This is a genomic window from Paenibacillus sp. FSL R5-192 (assembly GCF_000517845.1).
Lineage (GTDB): Bacteria > Bacillota > Bacilli > Paenibacillales > Paenibacillaceae > Paenibacillus > Paenibacillus amylolyticus.
In genome coordinates, this window is sequence record NZ_ASPR01000046.1 from 87,956 (window position 1) to 104,998 (window position 17,043).

The following is a 17,043-nucleotide window of genomic DNA, read 5'->3' on the forward strand; positions in this document are numbered from 1 at the left end:
AGTTCCTCCTTAACTATCCTTAGTTTGAATTAGCTTAATACCGTGATCAATTTATCTTTCTCATGAACGGATGCATCTTTTGTTCCTACAACGTCCAGATAATTTGAAGTATTAGTGACAATGATCGGTGTAACCGTCTCATATCCTGCATCCTTAATCGCTTGCAGATCAAACTCAACAATCAGGTCACCTGCGTTAACACGGTCTCCATCTTTCACATGGGTTGTAAAATGTTGACCTTTCAGTTTGACCGTATCCTGTCCAATATGGATCAGCATCTCTACACCATCATCGCTTACAAGACCAATGGCGTGTTTGGTACGATATACGGTTTGAACAACACCTGTGATTGGAGATACCACTCTACCACTGGTTGGACGAATTGCAATCCCTTTACCCATGTGCTCTCCTGCAAACGTTACGTCATTAATTTCGTTCAGTGCAACAACTTCACCAGCCATTGGGCTGACGATTTCGTATCTGCTGTTCGGATTTGGATCAAGTACTGGTGCAGGTGCAGCTACTTTTTCCACCGGATCTTTGAATCCAACCACATACGTCAATACGAAACCAAGAACGAATGCAATCAATGAAGCAACTATAGCCATGTAGAACGCGAAGTCTAATCCTGTTTCTTTATTAATAAAAGTTGGATAACCGAATACGCCAAGTCCGCCAATCATGTATATCTTCGAACCTGCATAACCGAGAATACCGCCTCCGATCCCCCCAGCAATACAACTCATAATAAACGGTTTTTTCAATGGAAGCGTAACACCATAGATCGCAGGCTCTGTTACTCCAAATATACCGGAGATAAATGCTGGTACACTGAGTGTTTTTATTTTCGTATTTTTTGTTTTGAGTAATACGGCAAGTACAGCACCGATTTGAGCAAAAGAAGCAGCAAATGACATTGCGATAACCGGATCAGCGCCTGACGTACTAAGATTTAATAATGCAACCGGAACCAGTCCCCAGTGAAGTCCGAATAATACAAACACTTGCCATAGTCCACCGATAATCAATCCTGTAACAATAGGACTTAATTCATAAATATTAGTAGCTCCCGCGCCAATCAATTGTCCTGCCCATGTGGAGATTGGACCAATGACCAAAAAAGTCGCTGGAACAATTACAAGCAAGGTGAAAAAGGGAACAAGGAATGTGCTTACCACTTTCGGAATAACGTTCTTGAAGAATCTTTCTAATTTTACAGCTACAAATGTCGCTATAATGATTGGGATAACCGATGAAGCGTAGTCCATCAAGATAACCGGCATACCCAGGAACGTAATGTGGATAGGTGATTCAAACAATGTACCTGTAAACAAGGTGTACAGTGGATCTCCTGCCTTAAGACCGCCCAATGTCGGATAAACAAGAGATGCACCTATCGCCATACCCAGGAACGGTGAACCGCCAAACTTCTTGATCGCAGTGTAACCCAGGAAGATCGGGAAGAAGTAGAACAGACAGTCCCCCGTTGCTTTCAATAATTGATACGTTCCGGAATCCTGAGTTATCCAGCCAAAGGCTACAAACATCTCGTTAAAACCTTTGATCATACCTGTGGCAGCCAGCAAACCGAGTAGTGGTGTGAACACACCCGAGATCATGTCGATAAATCGGCTGAACAACCCTACTTTTTTGCCTGAGTTGTCCGTTTCCTCTTCCACTTGTCCTTCACTTGGGAAATTCCCTACTTTAACGACTGCTTTATATACATCCGGCACTTCGTTGCCGATAACAACTTGATATTGTCCACCACTTTGCATAACGGTAATAACACCTGGCAGATTTTTAAGTTCTTCTGTTTTGGCTACGCTTTCATTTTTCAGTTTAAACCGCAGTCTTGTTACGCAATGGAATACACTATTTACGTTCTCGCGACCACCTACACGTGCCAGAATGTCCTTAGCCAATTGATCGTAGTTGCTCATTGTAATTCTCCCTCTCTAAGTAGACTCCCCATGACTTTTGAAACAAATAAAACCTGAACCACTGAACATACACAACATACCGGATCGTCCGGAAATCAGTCGTGTTATTCAGCAATTCAGGTTTTGCCCTTAACGGTTGCAACCCTGTAAGGCTGTACACATTGGTATTTAATTATTTGGATAACGAAAGTAAGTTACATTCCATACCCTCTGAACTGAGGATGGTCGGCATTGCCTGATTGAACAGTTACAATCCGATTGATGTATGCGCTTACTTCTTGAACTCATCATAGTACATCTGAACTACGTTTGCAACACTTATTTTTATTAATTTCACAAATACATTTGAGTGACCGAAAATGAAAAAAAGAGACCACTTCGAAAACATCAAAGTGGTCTCTATAGAGCTAATGCTCAGATTAATAAAATACGCACTAAAGCAGAATTAACCAATAACCGTAACCAATTTATCCTTTTCTTGCACTTCACGACTTGTTGTAGCAACCACGTCCAAATAATCAGCCGTATTCGTTACAATAATCGGTGTTACGGTCTCATATCCCGCCTCAATAATGGCCTGCAGATCGAATTCAACGATCAGATCGCCAACACTCACACGATCCCCATCTTTCACATGTGCAGTGAAATGTTGACCTTTGAGCTGTACCGTATCCTGACCGATATGGATCAAAATCTCTACACCTTGATCATCTACAAGTCCAATTGCATGTTTGGTACGATAAATCGTCTGTACCACACCATTAATCGGGGATACAACTCTCCCACTGGTTGGGCGAATAGCAATCCCTTTACCCATATGTTCACCAGCAAATGTAGCATCATTAATTTCTTGCAAAGGAACTACCTCACCCGTCATCGGGCTAGCAATTTCGTAGCGATTGTTTGGATTAGGCTCAAGTGCAGCCTTCTCTTCTTTTACTGGCTCTGGAGCCTGTTTGGCAGCCTCTGGATTAGCAGGATCTTTGAATCCTACAAAATAAACGAGAACAAAGCCTAGTACAAAAGCAATAATAGTGGCAATCATGGCCATCCAGAATTCATAGTTGATTCCCTCTGTGGGACTAATCAGCGCTGGAACACCAAAGATTCCTGAAGCAAATACAAACATTTTGGAGCCAGCGAAGCCAATAATACCACCAGCGGTTGCAGAAGCAATACAACTCATAATAAATGGTTTTTTCAATGGCAAAGTAAGTCCATAAATAGCAGGCTCAGTTACACCAAAAATCCCGGACACAAAGGCAGGAACACCCAGTGATTTGAGTTTGGTATTTTTCGTTTTAAGCATAACGCCAAGAACAGCACCAATCTGAGCAAAGGAAGCAGCAAACATCATAGCCAGAATCGGATCTGCTTTCAGTGTGGACAGATTCAGCAGCATGATTGGTACGATACCCCAGTGTAACCCGAAGATAACCAATACTTGCCACAATCCACCAACAACAATACCAGTCACCAACGGACTCAAGTCATAGATACCCGATACCCCGGCACCAATCAGCTGACTTGCCCATGTCGCAATTGGACCAATCAAGAGGAATGTTACAGGGACAACAATCAGAATTGTAAAGAATGGCGTGAGGAACGTTCTCACAACAGATGGAATGATCTTTTTGAAGAATGCTTCTACCTTTGCTCCAAAATAAGCAGCAATAATAATCGGAATGACGGATGAGGAATAACTCATCAAGATAACGGGAATACCCAGGAACGTGATATGAATCGGTGATTCAAACAATGTGCCTGCAAACAGCGTATAGAGCGGTTCCCCACCACTAAGACCGGATAAGGTCGGATATACAAGTGATGCTCCGATGGCCATCCCGAGGAATGGAGATCCACCGAATTTTTTCATAGCTGTGTAACCCAGGAAGATCGGGAAGAAGTAGAATAGACAGTCACCTGCAGCATTCAACAATTGATATGTTCCTGAAGACGGGTCCAACCATTCGAGAGAAGTAAACATGGACAGGAAACCTTTGATCATCCCTGTTGCAGCTAGCAATCCGAGAATTGGTGTAAAGACACCTGAGATCAAGTCGATAAACTGACCCAAGAGACTCTCTTTTTTACCGGAAGATTCTGAATCATCACTTGAGACCGGTTCATCCGCATTCATATTACCCACCTGTAACAAGGCTTTATAAACATCAGACACTTCGTTACCCACAACTACCTGGTATTGCCCCCCGCTTTGCATTACCGTTATGATTCCAGGCAGATTTTTGAGTTCGTCTGTTTTGGCATTATTGTCATTTTTTAATTTGAAACGAAGTCTGGTCGCACAGTGCACCACGCTGTTAATGTTCTGTTTTCCACCAACGCCAGACAGAATGTCTTTGGCTAATTGCTCGTGTTTCATGAAGTCTTTTCTTCCTTTCTGGCTAGACACGGATTCAAAGCATATTGGAGAGAATAAAAAAACCTGAACATCTGAATGTATGGAACACCCGGTTAACGGTATGTTCAGTCATTCAAGCGTTCAGGTTTTGCCCTAGTGGTTGCAACCCTGCAAGCTGATCTATGGGATTATTCAGAAGTTGCATTCACAACTCTCTCAATATGAATCGTTAAGTACATCAATTCTTCGTCAGTTAGTTGATACGTGTAGTTGCTTTCAATGAATTTCTTGATTTTCTCCGAGCACTTGTGCGCTGCTGGATACTTTTTCTGAATCATCAGGAACAATTCATCATCGTTGTTGCTCTTGTAATGTTTTCCCTTCACCAAACGTTGGGCGAAAAACTTCAAATGCGTCACAAAGCGATAAAATGTCAGTGAGTTCTCATCAAAATCAATCTTGAAATGATACTTGATGATTGTCAAGATTTCCTGCATGACCTGCGTCATACTCTTGATGTTGGGCATTTCCTCGTTCAAAGCTGCATTGACAAAGTGAAGTGCCATAAAACCGGCTTCGTCCTCGGGCAAGATCACACCAAACTGATCACAGATCATATTGAGCGCTTCCATTCCGACTTCATATTCCTCTTTGTATAACTGCTTTGTCTCCCAGATTAAACCGTTGCGTATGGGCAGATTCTTGCGATACCGCTCAATGGCAAAGTGAATATGGTCTGTGAGATGTAAGTAAATGCTCTCATTTAATTTCTTGCCAAGTTTTAATTTGGCGTAAGCGATGATTTCCTCGGATACTTTCATGTATTCCAGAGGAATGCTTGAGATTAATGCCTTGAAGTTTTCCTGAATATCTTCATTCTGTAAAGTAAATATCTTGTCGATATGCTGCTCGGAAACCATATCACCCGCCCGCTTCTGATAAGCAATCCCCCGGCCAATGATAATAACTTCCTGCTCGTCATTCATTGCAACTACAGCATTATTGTTCAGCACCTTCTCGATTTTCACTTTATCACTCCAATATACAGAAAAAGACAAACCAATCCCTTTTCTCAAGGTATACGGCTTTGCCTGATTCAACAGTTACAACCCGATATGTTGTACGCGCTTCCCTCATATTATTACAAATTTCTACACAGTGCAACAAAAAGTTAATATCGAATTAGCATGACTCCTGATCTAGGTAAATATACTCACAGGAGTGAGCAAATCAAGAATTATTTTACAGGAATTCACGGTTTATTGTTTTTGTTGTCTTTCTCCAGGTCTGCTTCAATTTTTCGATTAATCATGTCCATTTCTTCTGAATCCAAACGATCGACTTGAGTGTATTCTTTATCCATTTCGTACTCCTGCGCCTCGCCTTTGTTCATTAGGCCCAGGTGATTCTTAATATCCCGGATATCTTCACGCATATGCATCGTCTGACGGTAATGATCTATCACAAGTGCGAAAACAATGCCCCCAGCCAAAATCGGACCGAATGGGATCAGATAACATAGAACAAGTCCTATGAGCAAAAATATAACAAAGTACATGATGTAGTGCCCCTCTCATATAAAGTAACTTATCTGCTAAGTTAGACGTTTCTCAGATTACAAATTAAAGCGTTCCTGGATTAACTGTGCCACTTCATCCGGGCTCTTGTTTCGCTCCAATCTTTCCGATGGGTCAATCTCAAGAAATGTGTGGCTCTAATTTAACCTAATAAAGTCGGAATTTTTCACTTGGATATTAGCTTCATCATTTCATCCAAAATAAACTTTTCTTCATACAAGCCATCTAATATCTGATCTCTGATTCTAAACAATAATTTCTGGTTTTTTGTTACGTTATATTTTAGAGTCCTATTTTTTATTATTTCAAATCTTCTTACTATGTTCTCATAGCTTTCTAAAACATGTTTACACTTCAGTCCATTTTCATGGATTAAGTAATTAATACGGCTCAACATTAGTTTCTTGTGCTCCAAGAATAAAAGAAAAGCTCTTTTGTCTATTAGTTTGTTTTCATCCTTTATAATTTTATCTACTGAAAATAATATTGCATTTTGACCAAATAGAGTTTTTTCTTTGAAAGAAACATCCAGTGCAATAACTGAATTGAGATAATTTTCAATCGACATTATAATTTGGGGAAGATTTAAAGTATATTCCTCCTCCTCTTTCTTACTTAGTAAGTGAATGTTCAGAAAAAAATGATTATTTACTTTGATTGCGTTATATCCTTGTACAATTTCTTCCAATGTACATTCAGTCTGTACATATTTCCCATCAGATAAATTGTCGCCGATCAAGAACTTCTTACTTCCAGAATTGAACCCGTAAATAAAAATCTCATTAAATGAGACCATTTTATTACCTAATTTTAATGAATCCACTATGAAATCTACTATCGAATCCCACTTACTTTCTATGACGAAACATTGATGAAATCCTACCATATACATTAAATGTGTTGATAATAGTATCTTGAATGGGTAATTCAATTTCCCCATCATTACGTCTCTCCCTGGACATTGTTGTTAAACCTTCAGCATTATTTTAACCGAGATTATCTACCCTAAAGTAAATACCTCGATTTCTTTCAGTCTGAAAGTAAGGAATTCCATAAATTATGAAACTCTATTTTTAATGAGAGATCCTATTCTACACCATATTTAACAAAAGGGGCCATGGCAGGACTCGTGTAAAATGAACGTTCTCACATAACAGTTCACACAAGGGGAATTCACCACCTCCACCACTAAAGCAAATTACATGTTATTGTAAGAGAACGGGTAAGCACTCCCGACCATTTGCATTGAATTGAGCGTGCCTTTCCACCGCAACCCTCTCTGGCAGAAATAGTCCAGATTACTAATTTTCATTTCCAATATATTCTACGAAATATTCTACGAAGCTTTTCAAATGTCCTTTTGGGCTTAGATAACTGTGTGATAGTCGCCTTACCGTTAATAATTTCTAATACTGCCTCTGCACCATTCATGAAAATCATTTGCGGGGGAATATTCATATTCTCATTAAGATCTCTGTACACATCCACAGCTGTTAATTGGTCATGCTCAACTCGTTCTATGATCTCTAACACACTCTCTCTGCCACAAAGCGTTAAGAGCAGTCCTATTTTTTCATCTTTGAGTAAGGCGTTTAACTCGTCGCATCTTTTTTCAGCAGGATCTGATTTGCTTTCTTCTGAGTCCATACAGTCTCACAGCATTGGACTTCGTATCCTTTGTCTACTAAACGGCTGATCGCTTAACATAACTATTTCTTGAAGATTGAGCTTGGAGAACATTAACAACCTTGAATCACCTCTAGTCATTTAAATATTTGAATTTTTAACAAATATATACTAAAATACAAATAACCAAGCAATAATCTCCCATAATTAAGGTATATGAGTAAAAATTTTTCTAGTGAAGGGAGCACCACTAATGAAAACATTGCCTCTTTGTGATCCTCTCATTTCAAACTATCCTCAACATGCTTTTTATCTATCCATTATTTCTGACCATAAGGAGTGCCAGCCTTGGATTTACTCGAATTATACGAATCTATTCCTATCGGATTGGAAAAATGACGAGATTTTTCTTGACTTCTATGTACAAACACCGGAACATCACTTTAATCCCTGGTTCAAAGACTCACAACGACTACACCGCGATCTTATCCTGGGGTCTATTCCCGATTTCATCTCGTTTATTAAGGATCAGATCGACTCCGGGCATTACGTGTGGACACACGTGGATGAATATTATATTCCTGATACGCCTTCGTTTCGCAATTATCGATTTGCACATGCGGTTATGATCTATGGATATGATGACACCGTACGGGAGTTTCAGCTTGCTGGATTCTTCAAGTACCGGAGTTATTCTCGAACAACCGTCTCTTATGATGATCTGAAGACGGCGTTCGAGCATTGTGATATCTATGATGATTATCTTAACTTCACACATCTGTTAAAGATTAACCCGGAGTACCACAACGGCAAAATTTATGAGTTTTCTCTCTCCTACTTTGCCGAATGTATGGAAAACTACTATACCTCTCATAATGAAACAGAAAACTTCAAGAGTTTTTATACGCCAACGCTTTATTCGGATCGCACCTTCGGTCTGGATATCTATAATAAACTAATCATGTTTTTTGAGATGATGCTTTCCAAGCAACGAACCATTGATAGACGTTTGTTGTATACACTGAAAGAACACAAAAAATTTATGAATCTCAAAATTAAATATATAGAACAGGAAGGCCACTATGTTTTTCCCGTAAAGTTTAAAGATAACTATATTCAAGTTGAACAAGAAACAACGATTATCCTCAACCAGTTTTTGAAATACGGCATGACCCAACGTGAGGAAAATATCATCAGCTTGATAGGCAGATTAGGTGCTCTGTACCATCTGGAGAAAGAATCCCTTGAGCTGTTATTAAATAATTTCAACAGTCGGGGTGTTCGTAGTGGCAAACCGATATTAAGCCAAAGCTGACGGCCCGCTTTGGTTCAAACTCTGGAGAAGGTCCGTTTGCTGTCCTTCTCCATTCAAGTCCTGAAGACTGATCATTTCCCGGTATAATCCCTCTCGATTCAACAGTTGATCATGTGTTCCTGATTCAACCATCTCCCCTTTATGCATGACAAAAATCAGATCCGCATTTTGAATGGTTGATAGACGATGAGCAATAACGATGGTTGTTTTTCCTTCACGGTAACGGTCAATGGCTTGCTGCAGGCGTCTTTCTGTTGTCAAGTCCAGCGCAGAGGTCGCTTCATCCAATATCAGGATGTCTCTGTTTTGAATCAAGGCTCTTGCGATGGCAAGACGCTGGCGCTGACCTCCAGACAAGGTGATCCCCCGATCACCAATAAAAGTATCATATCCCTCCGGCAGACTCACGATATATTCATCGATTTGTGCTGCCTCGCAAGCTAATCTCATCAAATTCGCAGACTGCTCATCTTCTGTTCCCATTAAAAGATTGTTTTGAATGGTATCCGGAAAAAGATAAGGTTCCTGAAATACAATGCCTATACGCTCTGTCCAGTCTGAACGGTACAATTGGTTGAGCGGCTTACCATTCACCAGTATACGACCTGCATCCGGATCGAAATAACGGATGAGGAGTTGGGCAATGGTTGACTTTCCGGAACCGCTGGTACCAACAATGGCAATTTTAATTCCCATAGGAATGTCGAAGGTCAGATTATTCAATATAACATTCCGCCCTGGCTCGTAGCTGAAGTCAACATGGTTAAAAGATAAACTTTGCAAAGGCAAAGGTACAGGAGTGTTGCCTTCATCCATTTGCTCCCCTTCCATCACATTAAGCAGTCTTTCCACGCTGGCACCGCCTGCGGACCAGTCCATGAATGAATTGAACAAATCCTGTAAGTATTGGATAAACTGGAACCCAAGCTGGAACAGGACAACGAACATGCCAATGGATAGTTCGCCTTGTAGGACCAGCAAACCTCCATATCCAAGAATGAGCACTCTTACCCCCCAATTCAGAGGTTCGCTGGTGATCATTTTGAGATTTACTTGTTTACCTTCATGCATCACTTTCTCGTAATACGTATTGTACAGCTTGTCATATCTCTCTTTCTCCCAGGCCAGTCTGTGATAAGCCAGCACTTCTCGGGTGGACGAGATCCCTTGCTCAATATGAACGAGCACACCGGATTTCGCCTTCTGAACATGGCTGGCTGCCTTCTTCAGTTTAACTGCGAAGACTCTGCCGAGAATCACGTATGCCGTACCCAGTATAAAGCAGGCAATCAGCATGACTGGACTGACCATCCCAATCATAACGGCGACAAACAGAACAACAAATAGCTGCTGAATACCGCGAGGAATCTGATTTCCGATCATATCGGCAACCTTGTCCAGATCCTGGGTAATGTAATGTACATATGTAGCTATGCGTTCTTTTTGCAATTGACGTATCGAGATTCTGTATACATAGGACATAAAGTCATCGGCCATACGGGATTGAATAACGGACTGATTTCGATGCATCATGTGCGGAGCATAAGTGAACAGCACGGCATAAAGAAGGAAAGCCAGCACAAAAAGACAGACTATCTCTGGCACAAGTTCATATTGGCCTTGTAATAAAATATTGTCAATGAGACGCTGCTGGAGGCCAATGATGCTCAGGAAGGACAAAGACTCCAGGGTCATCAGAATGACGGAGATGAGCAGCAATGAGGGACGCGACATGATATATTTTTTCAGAAAATGAATATGCTTTTTCATCGACAAGCTCACCCCTCCTCTCCCGAATTCAGCTGATAATAAGCTCCCTGTCTTCTCATCAATTCCTCATGGCTTCCCATTTCCCGGATTTGTCCATGTTCAAGCACAACAATCACATCATAATCCTTAATGGTAGATAACCGATGAGCAACGGCAATGGTTGTCCTGCCTAGCAGGAGACGTTCCAGTGCTTGCTGCACTTCTTGTTCACTCGCTGTATCAAGTGCGGACGTTGCCTCATCAAGCAATAGAATGGAAGGTTTCTTGATAAACATACGTGCAATGGATATACGCTGCTTCTGACCTCCGGACAAGTTAACGCCTCTTTCCCCGAGCAGCGTGTCATATCCATCCGGCTGAGCTGAGATGAAATCATGTGCATATGCGGCCTTGGCCGCCTGGATCATGTCTTCCTCTGTCGCGTCCGGATGACCAAAAAGAATGTTATTGCGAATGGTATCGCCAAAAAGATACGTTTCCTGGGACACATATCCTATACTTTCCCGCAATTGTGCAAATGAAAGTTTTCGTATAGGTACACTGTCCAATTGAATTTCGCCCTGCTGAGGATCATAAAAACGAACCAAAAGCTGAAGCAGGGTAGATTTTCCGTGTCCACTTGGACCTACGATGGCCACTCGTTGACCAGCCTTAATTATCAAATTAAAATCCGAGAGCACTTCCGGACCATTGTTGTAACGATATGTGACGTTTTCGAACCGAATCTCTCCGCTGATTTCCTTTAAGTAGACAGGTGTGGCCACTTCGACAACTTGGGGTTCTATTTGCATGAAGCGATGGATTTTGGCGGCTTGATGCATCAGAACTTTTTGTTCTGTAATGACCGTAATAACCAGGGTTACCGTTTGCATGACCTGAAAATAGTAAAGCAAATACGCAGACATCTCTCCTACACTCAACGCCTGTTCCTTGACCAAGTGAATGCCGTACAGAATGACTGCCACTCCACCGACGTAATAGGATAATCGGCGTATCGTGCCCCTCCAAAACGCCATCCATAACATGCGAACCCGTCCATCCAGAAAAGGCTGCAAGTGTCCCTTGAACCGTTTCCAATCCCAGTCCTCGGCTCCGTGGGCACGCATTTCGGTCAGAGCTGACACGCTCTCGTATACCTTTTGATTATAGGCTATGCGCTGTTCAGTATTCTGCTTGGCCAAGATGGTAGCCTTTCTTTCGATGGATGGTCCAACCAGATAATAGAGAAGCAGGCACGGCACCATGATCATTGTTAAAGGAATGCTAATAGCACACATCACTGTGACGGATACAATAGAGACTACAATGTTTTGGATCGTATGCGGAAGAAGAAACCGATAGAAGTCCTGCAGAATACTCACTTCCGTATTCATGAACGACAAGCTTTCACCAACAGGGCGTTGTTGGAAATAAGAATACCCCAGCTTCCTCATATGACTAAAAATATCGTATTGTAAATCTCGTGCCGCCTTCTCCTGAATGGACCTCTGCAATAGATTTTGCCATGCCATCAGACCAAACATCAGAAACATGCCGGCAACCAACAGAATAATGAGCCACCGGAATCGGATCACATCAGCGGATGGAACGATGATATCGATAAAATACTGAACGCCCTTGGGAATGGAAACCTGAATGAACGTGACTCCAATACCGCAACACACCAGCAGCCAAAACATGCCATAGTATTTTTGCACATAAGACAGGACCCATCGATAAGTTTGAAATAGTGAGTCTTGGGGAGGTACCGATCGTTTAGATTGTATTGCTGCTGAGACATTATCCTTCATATGTCACCCTCAAACTTTGCGCCCTTTCAAGGCAGCAACCTGTAATCTATTAAATTCAGCTTTCCATTTGCCAGTAACAGCCGATCATTGTGATACATCAGACTTGCAGAACGCAAATCCCGAAAAGCCCTTTCTAGGGGAAGCCGATCATTAGCGGTATAACCGTAGGATAGTCCTGCAATGTCTATCATTTGATCCGTTGCCTGAAAAAGAGTCTCTGATGCCAAAATTTTAAGATTATTGATGTGAATATTGAACCGTGGTGCTTCAAGAAGCTTCAAATTCCCCTGGTTGGAATGATCTTCGTACTGTTTGATCATCTCGCTCAGATATATGTTGACTGTGTCCAACTGCAGTCGAACCCTGGCAAGCCTTGCATAGAGCAACTCGGACTGCAAATTGAAGCGGGCACGATTTTGCGGATTACGGATGAGTTGTATTAACCCCTCGTATACTCCCTTAGCGGCTCCAAGCCAACAGGCAGACCATAAAATATGTCCCATGGGAATCATCGTCCGTACAGCTAACGGTTTGAAGTCTATTGCTGCACCGATCATCTGTTCTTTTCCAATTGAGCCACGAATGTGTATCCCCACACTGCCGGTCCCTCTCATCCCCATGACATGCCAATCGGAGATACTTTCGAGTTCCAGTTGATGTCGTTCGGCAAAAACCAGTTGGACATCACTGTCGGGACTTTCATCAGAAGGTTTCATTGTGATTAGAAACCAGTCGGCGTGCTCACCGCCGGTTACGACTGGAGCATCTCGGTCAATATAGAGCGAGCTTCCATTGGTAACCATCGGACTTTGGGACGAGAGCAAGTGCCCCCCTTTTCCCTTTTCAGTTGTGACTGAGGCGATTAAGGGCTGTTCCTTCTGCAGCCTGGACAGAAGATGATCCGAAAAATCATTCTGTTCTTGACGGATCAATACCTCCACCTGCTGTATGTGCATGGCCCATATCATTCCCGTAGATAAGCACCCGCTTGCCAAAAGTTCTGCCATATAGGATAAGGAACGGAGTGAAGGCCGTTCACCGCCTGACATGCTAGGGATTGATGCTGACATCAAGCTTGCAGACTTCAAGTCAGCTATATTTTCTTTTGGGAAGGACCCATCCCGGTCATGTTCACCGGCTCTTTCAGCAAAGCGCTTTGCCGCCATTCTTACCTCGGACAATGTGTCCGTGACTTCGGATACTTCATACGAATATCGCATATCAAAATCCCTTTCACTTAAATGGATTTGGTCAGAAATGCTTCATCATTTCCCTGGAACGATTGGATTGCTCTTCTGAAGTTTGAACGGTCGATTCGTATCAAATAATCGTTCCTCAAAGGAATTCTGCCAACGGATAGCAATATCTTCACTGTTGTACCGATACACCTGATGGAGGAATTCCCGTTCTTCCATATTCAGCTTGTCCAGGAATCTTTCCGGTCCGGCCTCGCCATACAGGGTCTGCGTATAATGCAGGGCATAGAATACTTCCTTTTGGAAATTCAAATCCTGAGCCCGGTGCAGAACCTTATCCCAATCCACATTCACTTGAGGGCTGTCCAGGAATCGGTGAATGTCCATGAATTTATAGAGCAGGATATCCTTGTACGCCATAACATCCAATTCACTTGTTGCTTCACGGGTAAGATGGATAAGCATAAATAACAGCAGATCTTCCCATTCCAAGGTGCGAACAGGATGTCCTGCAACATCAATAAGCTGGCTTCTCTCCAACATCTGCTGCACTGCCGTATCCGTTCGGCGGCTAGTCATGAGATCAAGTGAAAATTGCAAATCCAAAGCATGATATTCAAGAAACGGACTATTTTCTATATATTTGATCAAAGGAATGACTTCATGGGATACCATCGATCGGATCATAATTTCCCTGCGAGGCAACGGGGTAACCGAATTCGTTTTATAGTTGATCATCCCCTGCACGTATCCCATTTCCTTCATAACCGCTATCGCTTCATCGATCTGACTTGAATGTATAAGCATATCATTATCTTTGAAATCCCGGCTTCCCAGATCCCCATAGGCGACTTGGGAAAGTACGATGCCTTTAAGCAAACTGTATTGAATACCTCGTTTGTCCAGTTCATGGCAAATATCAAGGGTAAATCTGCACTGTTGTTCGCCTCGCATTTTTTGCATATGATACATTTGCTTGACTGAACTAACGAATTTGCCGTAGACTGCCTTCTCCGTGCCTTTCACCAAAAAGTAACGCTCGATATTCTGCCATGCGGTTCCCATCACACCATGGGTATGCAGCATGCCGAAAACTCGGCTCCAGTCCATGTGAGAGGCCATTAATTGACGAAAATCTTCAACCTCCGCATTCCGAAGAGTAGGTTTTGAACACAATAAAACCAATCTTTCTTCATCGGTTAGGGTAGAATCTGATAACATGGCAAATAGCTCCTTTCGCCTTGGAAGAGAATTACTTCTGCCCGACAATAAAAATATTGTTTCCACGCGATACAAGTTCTTCTACGTCAAGATACTGGGATTCAATCTCCAAAATGCTCTCGAACACAGCCGGATCAGACAAAATCTCGCTCAGGGTTTGGGTGTTACCCTCAATCTGTGTCTCCAGAAATCCGGGATAAATGAAGGCAGGGAAGCCTTTAAGATTTAATACCTTCAGCCCGCATTCAAGGTAATATTCTTGAAGCTGCTTGGGAGTAAACATATAAATATCGGGCATTTCGAGCGTGAAGCGCCCTTTGCCGCCCGTTAACTTCCGTGCCTCTTCAATTCTGCCCAGGGAAATATTAAAGTACAGGGCATGGTACAGATTCGGTGTAAACGATACCAAGTACCCCTTGGGCTTAAGCAACTTGACGACTTCATGCAGCATTTTAAGCGGCTCTTCCACAAATCCCAATACGTTATGAAAGTTAAAGCAGACATCCACGGATGCCGGCTGTACGCCTTCAATAACATGAAGGTCACCTTGCCGGATCGTCCATCTGTCCTGAAGATCATTCGCTTCGCGTTTGGCCATCGCTTGTCTCAGCATGTCTTCCGACAGATCATACGTATATCCGGTGCTCTCCGGATATTCTTGAAGGACTTTAAGCGACCAGCGGCCAGTCCCTCCACCCGCATCAAAAAACGTGAACCCGGCGGGTAATCGATCCAAGACCTCTTTTTTGAAAACTTTCCATAACAGCTGGTCGGAGAGCTGCCAATATGCCTGTTCCTCTACCAAGTCGTACTTGTCCGCTTTATTTTTGAAATACGCAATGGTGTCGTGTGTTGTTTTGCTCATCTTAAATCCCCCTTCTCCAATTGTTGAAATGGTTTATCATCTTCCGATTGCAGATACAACTGGATACCCACAGAATCAATCCAGCTGAAGGCTTCCAAATCCTGCTCTGCCATTTGCTTTAATTCTTTGACAGGTACCCAACGTCCGTCACGAGCCTGATCGCCGGACTGCAAGGCTATGCCTTCAGCTTCGCAGCGAAAATATACGCCCATCGAATCGATGGGTCCCTCCAGTGTCTGGTAGACAGCAAAAGGTTGAATGCCCTCCAGTAAACCTGTGTTTGTTCTTACCTGTAAATACGTATCCTTACCTGCAATGCGAGTCAGTTCAAGGCCTGTTTCTTCCCTGACCTCCCGTTTCAGTCCATCGATCATGGACTCGTACTCTTCGAGTTGCCCTCCGGGCAATTCCCATGCTTTGGGTTGATTGGGCTTGTCCCGAATCTGTAAATACAGTTGAAGCTCACCTTTCACCACTCTTTCGATCATAGCGCGTACGTTAACGTACATGTTGCCCCTCCCCAGGCAGGAATTCGTCCATCACGTCATCCAGCTTCAACTGCAGATTGAATTGGAGATGATAAGCCTTGTACTGCCTCGTAATTTTACGTGTGTACCCCAGCAATTGTTTAGCGATATCGCCGCCTAGGCCGCCGCTGGAGAATGAGAAGATATGAGTGAGATACTGTGTCTCAAAAATTCGTTCCTGCAGGGATTGCACAAACGGTTGTCTGCTGGCCGGCATAACAGTATTAACAGCATCCTTCCCCAGCAGAACAAACGCGCCGACCGTCCAGAATCCATGCTGTCCAATAAGACCGGATCGGGAGATATACGGGGTGGCATGTACCCTCAGTTCATCCTCGACAAACATTAGCAACGCAGTGTCATCGGTAATGACGGAGTACCCTGAATCCATTGCTTTCTGGGCAATCGTCGATTTACCGGCTCCGCTTGCTCCTAGAAAAATAATCGCTTTTCCGTCTTGACCTACAACGCATACCGAATGCAAGAGAAATGCGTTCATGTCCATCAATTTGGGAAAAAGAGAAATCCGTTGAGAAAATTCCCATGACCGATCTTCATATTCGTCATACCCCGTCCGCTGAACAAAATGCAGTCTGCTGTTCCAACCGGAATCCCAGTCGATGTTATAATTGAACTGAAGGCTGGAACGAATACTCACCCGGTCTTCGACCCAGATTACTTGGTCTAGTTCCGGGTTGTTAATCCAAGGACTTGTGTCCCAAGCTTCAATCCTGCAGTGATGATCAATCTTTTCTGGCTGATCATCTATCAAGACGTGTGAGTACCATTGTCTGGTCCGTTCCTCAAGCGCATGAAGACGAGATGCAAAATCCACCTGTACATGAAAGGGA

Annotated in this window: 14 protein-coding genes; 1 reads left to right on the forward strand and 13 read right to left on the reverse strand. The window is 42.8% G+C overall.

The window, feature by feature from the left end; all coding sequences use genetic code 11:
- Positions 1–29: 29 nt before the first annotated feature.
- The 6 genes from C161_RS22115 to C161_RS22140 all read right to left on the reverse strand — a co-directional run bounded on the left by C161_RS22115 (position 30) and on the right by C161_RS22140 (position 7,529).
- Positions 30–1,943 (reverse strand): beta-glucoside-specific PTS transporter subunit IIABC, encoded by a 1,914-nt coding sequence (locus C161_RS22115; RefSeq protein WP_036672802.1) that lies wholly within the window; start codon positions 1,941–1,943, stop codon positions 30–32.
- A gap of 445 nt (positions 1,944–2,388) precedes the next feature.
- On the reverse strand, positions 2,389–4,326 hold the full coding sequence (locus C161_RS22120; RefSeq protein WP_036672803.1) for a beta-glucoside-specific PTS transporter subunit IIABC: 1,938 nt from the start codon (positions 4,324–4,326) through the stop codon (positions 2,389–2,391).
- A gap of 167 nt (positions 4,327–4,493) precedes the next feature.
- Entirely contained in the window at positions 4,494–5,333 is an 840-nt protein-coding gene (gene licT, locus C161_RS22125; RefSeq protein ID WP_036613486.1) for a BglG family transcription antiterminator LicT, read from the reverse strand.
- Between the two features lie 224 nt (positions 5,334–5,557).
- Positions 5,558–5,863 (reverse strand): hypothetical protein, encoded by a 306-nt coding sequence (locus C161_RS22130; RefSeq protein ID WP_036613484.1) that lies wholly within the window; start codon positions 5,861–5,863, stop codon positions 5,558–5,560.
- A gap of 185 nt (positions 5,864–6,048) precedes the next feature.
- Positions 6,049–6,825, reverse strand: coding sequence for a hypothetical protein (locus C161_RS22135; protein WP_036672804.1), 777 nt, complete (start codon positions 6,823–6,825; stop codon positions 6,049–6,051).
- A gap of 365 nt (positions 6,826–7,190) precedes the next feature.
- Positions 7,191–7,529 (reverse strand): hypothetical protein, encoded by a 339-nt coding sequence (locus C161_RS22140; RefSeq protein ID WP_036672806.1) that lies wholly within the window; start codon positions 7,527–7,529, stop codon positions 7,191–7,193.
- Positions 7,530–7,761: 232 nt separating this feature from the next.
- Here C161_RS22140 and C161_RS22145 point away from each other — a divergent pair, with 232 nt between their 5' ends.
- On the forward strand, positions 7,762–8,823 hold the full coding sequence (locus C161_RS22145) for a hypothetical protein (RefSeq protein WP_036672807.1): 1,062 nt from the start codon (positions 7,762–7,764) through the stop codon (positions 8,821–8,823).
- On the opposite strand, the gene C161_RS22150 is transcribed toward C161_RS22145, so the two are convergent.
- The 7 genes from C161_RS22150 to C161_RS22180 form a co-directional block, all read right to left on the reverse strand.
- Complete coding sequence (locus C161_RS22150) at positions 8,809–10,593, reverse strand: ABC transporter ATP-binding protein (protein ID WP_235193901.1); 1,785 nt, start codon at positions 10,591–10,593, stop codon at positions 8,809–8,811. The genes C161_RS22145 and C161_RS22150 overlap by 15 nt on opposite strands.
- Before the next feature lie 8 nt (positions 10,594–10,601).
- The gene (locus C161_RS22155; RefSeq protein ID WP_162163207.1) at positions 10,602–12,290 is read right to left on the reverse strand and encodes an ABC transporter ATP-binding protein; all 1,689 of its coding nucleotides are present in this window, start codon (positions 12,288–12,290) and stop codon (positions 10,602–10,604) included.
- A gap of 119 nt (positions 12,291–12,409) precedes the next feature.
- Positions 12,410–13,603, reverse strand: a complete 1,194-nt coding sequence (locus C161_RS22160) for an acyl-CoA dehydrogenase family protein (protein WP_036672811.1) — start codon at positions 13,601–13,603, stop codon at positions 12,410–12,412.
- 45 nt (positions 13,604–13,648) lie between these two features.
- Positions 13,649–14,701, reverse strand: coding sequence for a nucleotidyltransferase domain-containing protein (locus C161_RS22165; RefSeq protein ID WP_235193891.1), 1,053 nt, complete (start codon positions 14,699–14,701; stop codon positions 13,649–13,651).
- Between the two features lie 130 nt (positions 14,702–14,831).
- Entirely contained in the window at positions 14,832–15,665 is an 834-nt protein-coding gene (locus tag C161_RS22170) for a class I SAM-dependent methyltransferase (RefSeq protein WP_036672816.1), read from the reverse strand.
- Complete coding sequence (locus C161_RS22175; RefSeq protein WP_051449875.1) at positions 15,662–16,174, reverse strand: NUDIX hydrolase; 513 nt, start codon at positions 16,172–16,174, stop codon at positions 15,662–15,664. The genes C161_RS22170 and C161_RS22175 overlap by 4 nt, the downstream gene beginning before the upstream one ends.
- Positions 16,164–17,027 (reverse strand): hypothetical protein, encoded by an 864-nt coding sequence (locus C161_RS22180; RefSeq protein ID WP_235193892.1) that lies wholly within the window; start codon positions 17,025–17,027, stop codon positions 16,164–16,166. Before C161_RS22180 ends, C161_RS22175 begins: the two co-directional genes overlap by 11 nt.
- Between the last annotated feature and the right edge of the window lie 16 nt (positions 17,028–17,043).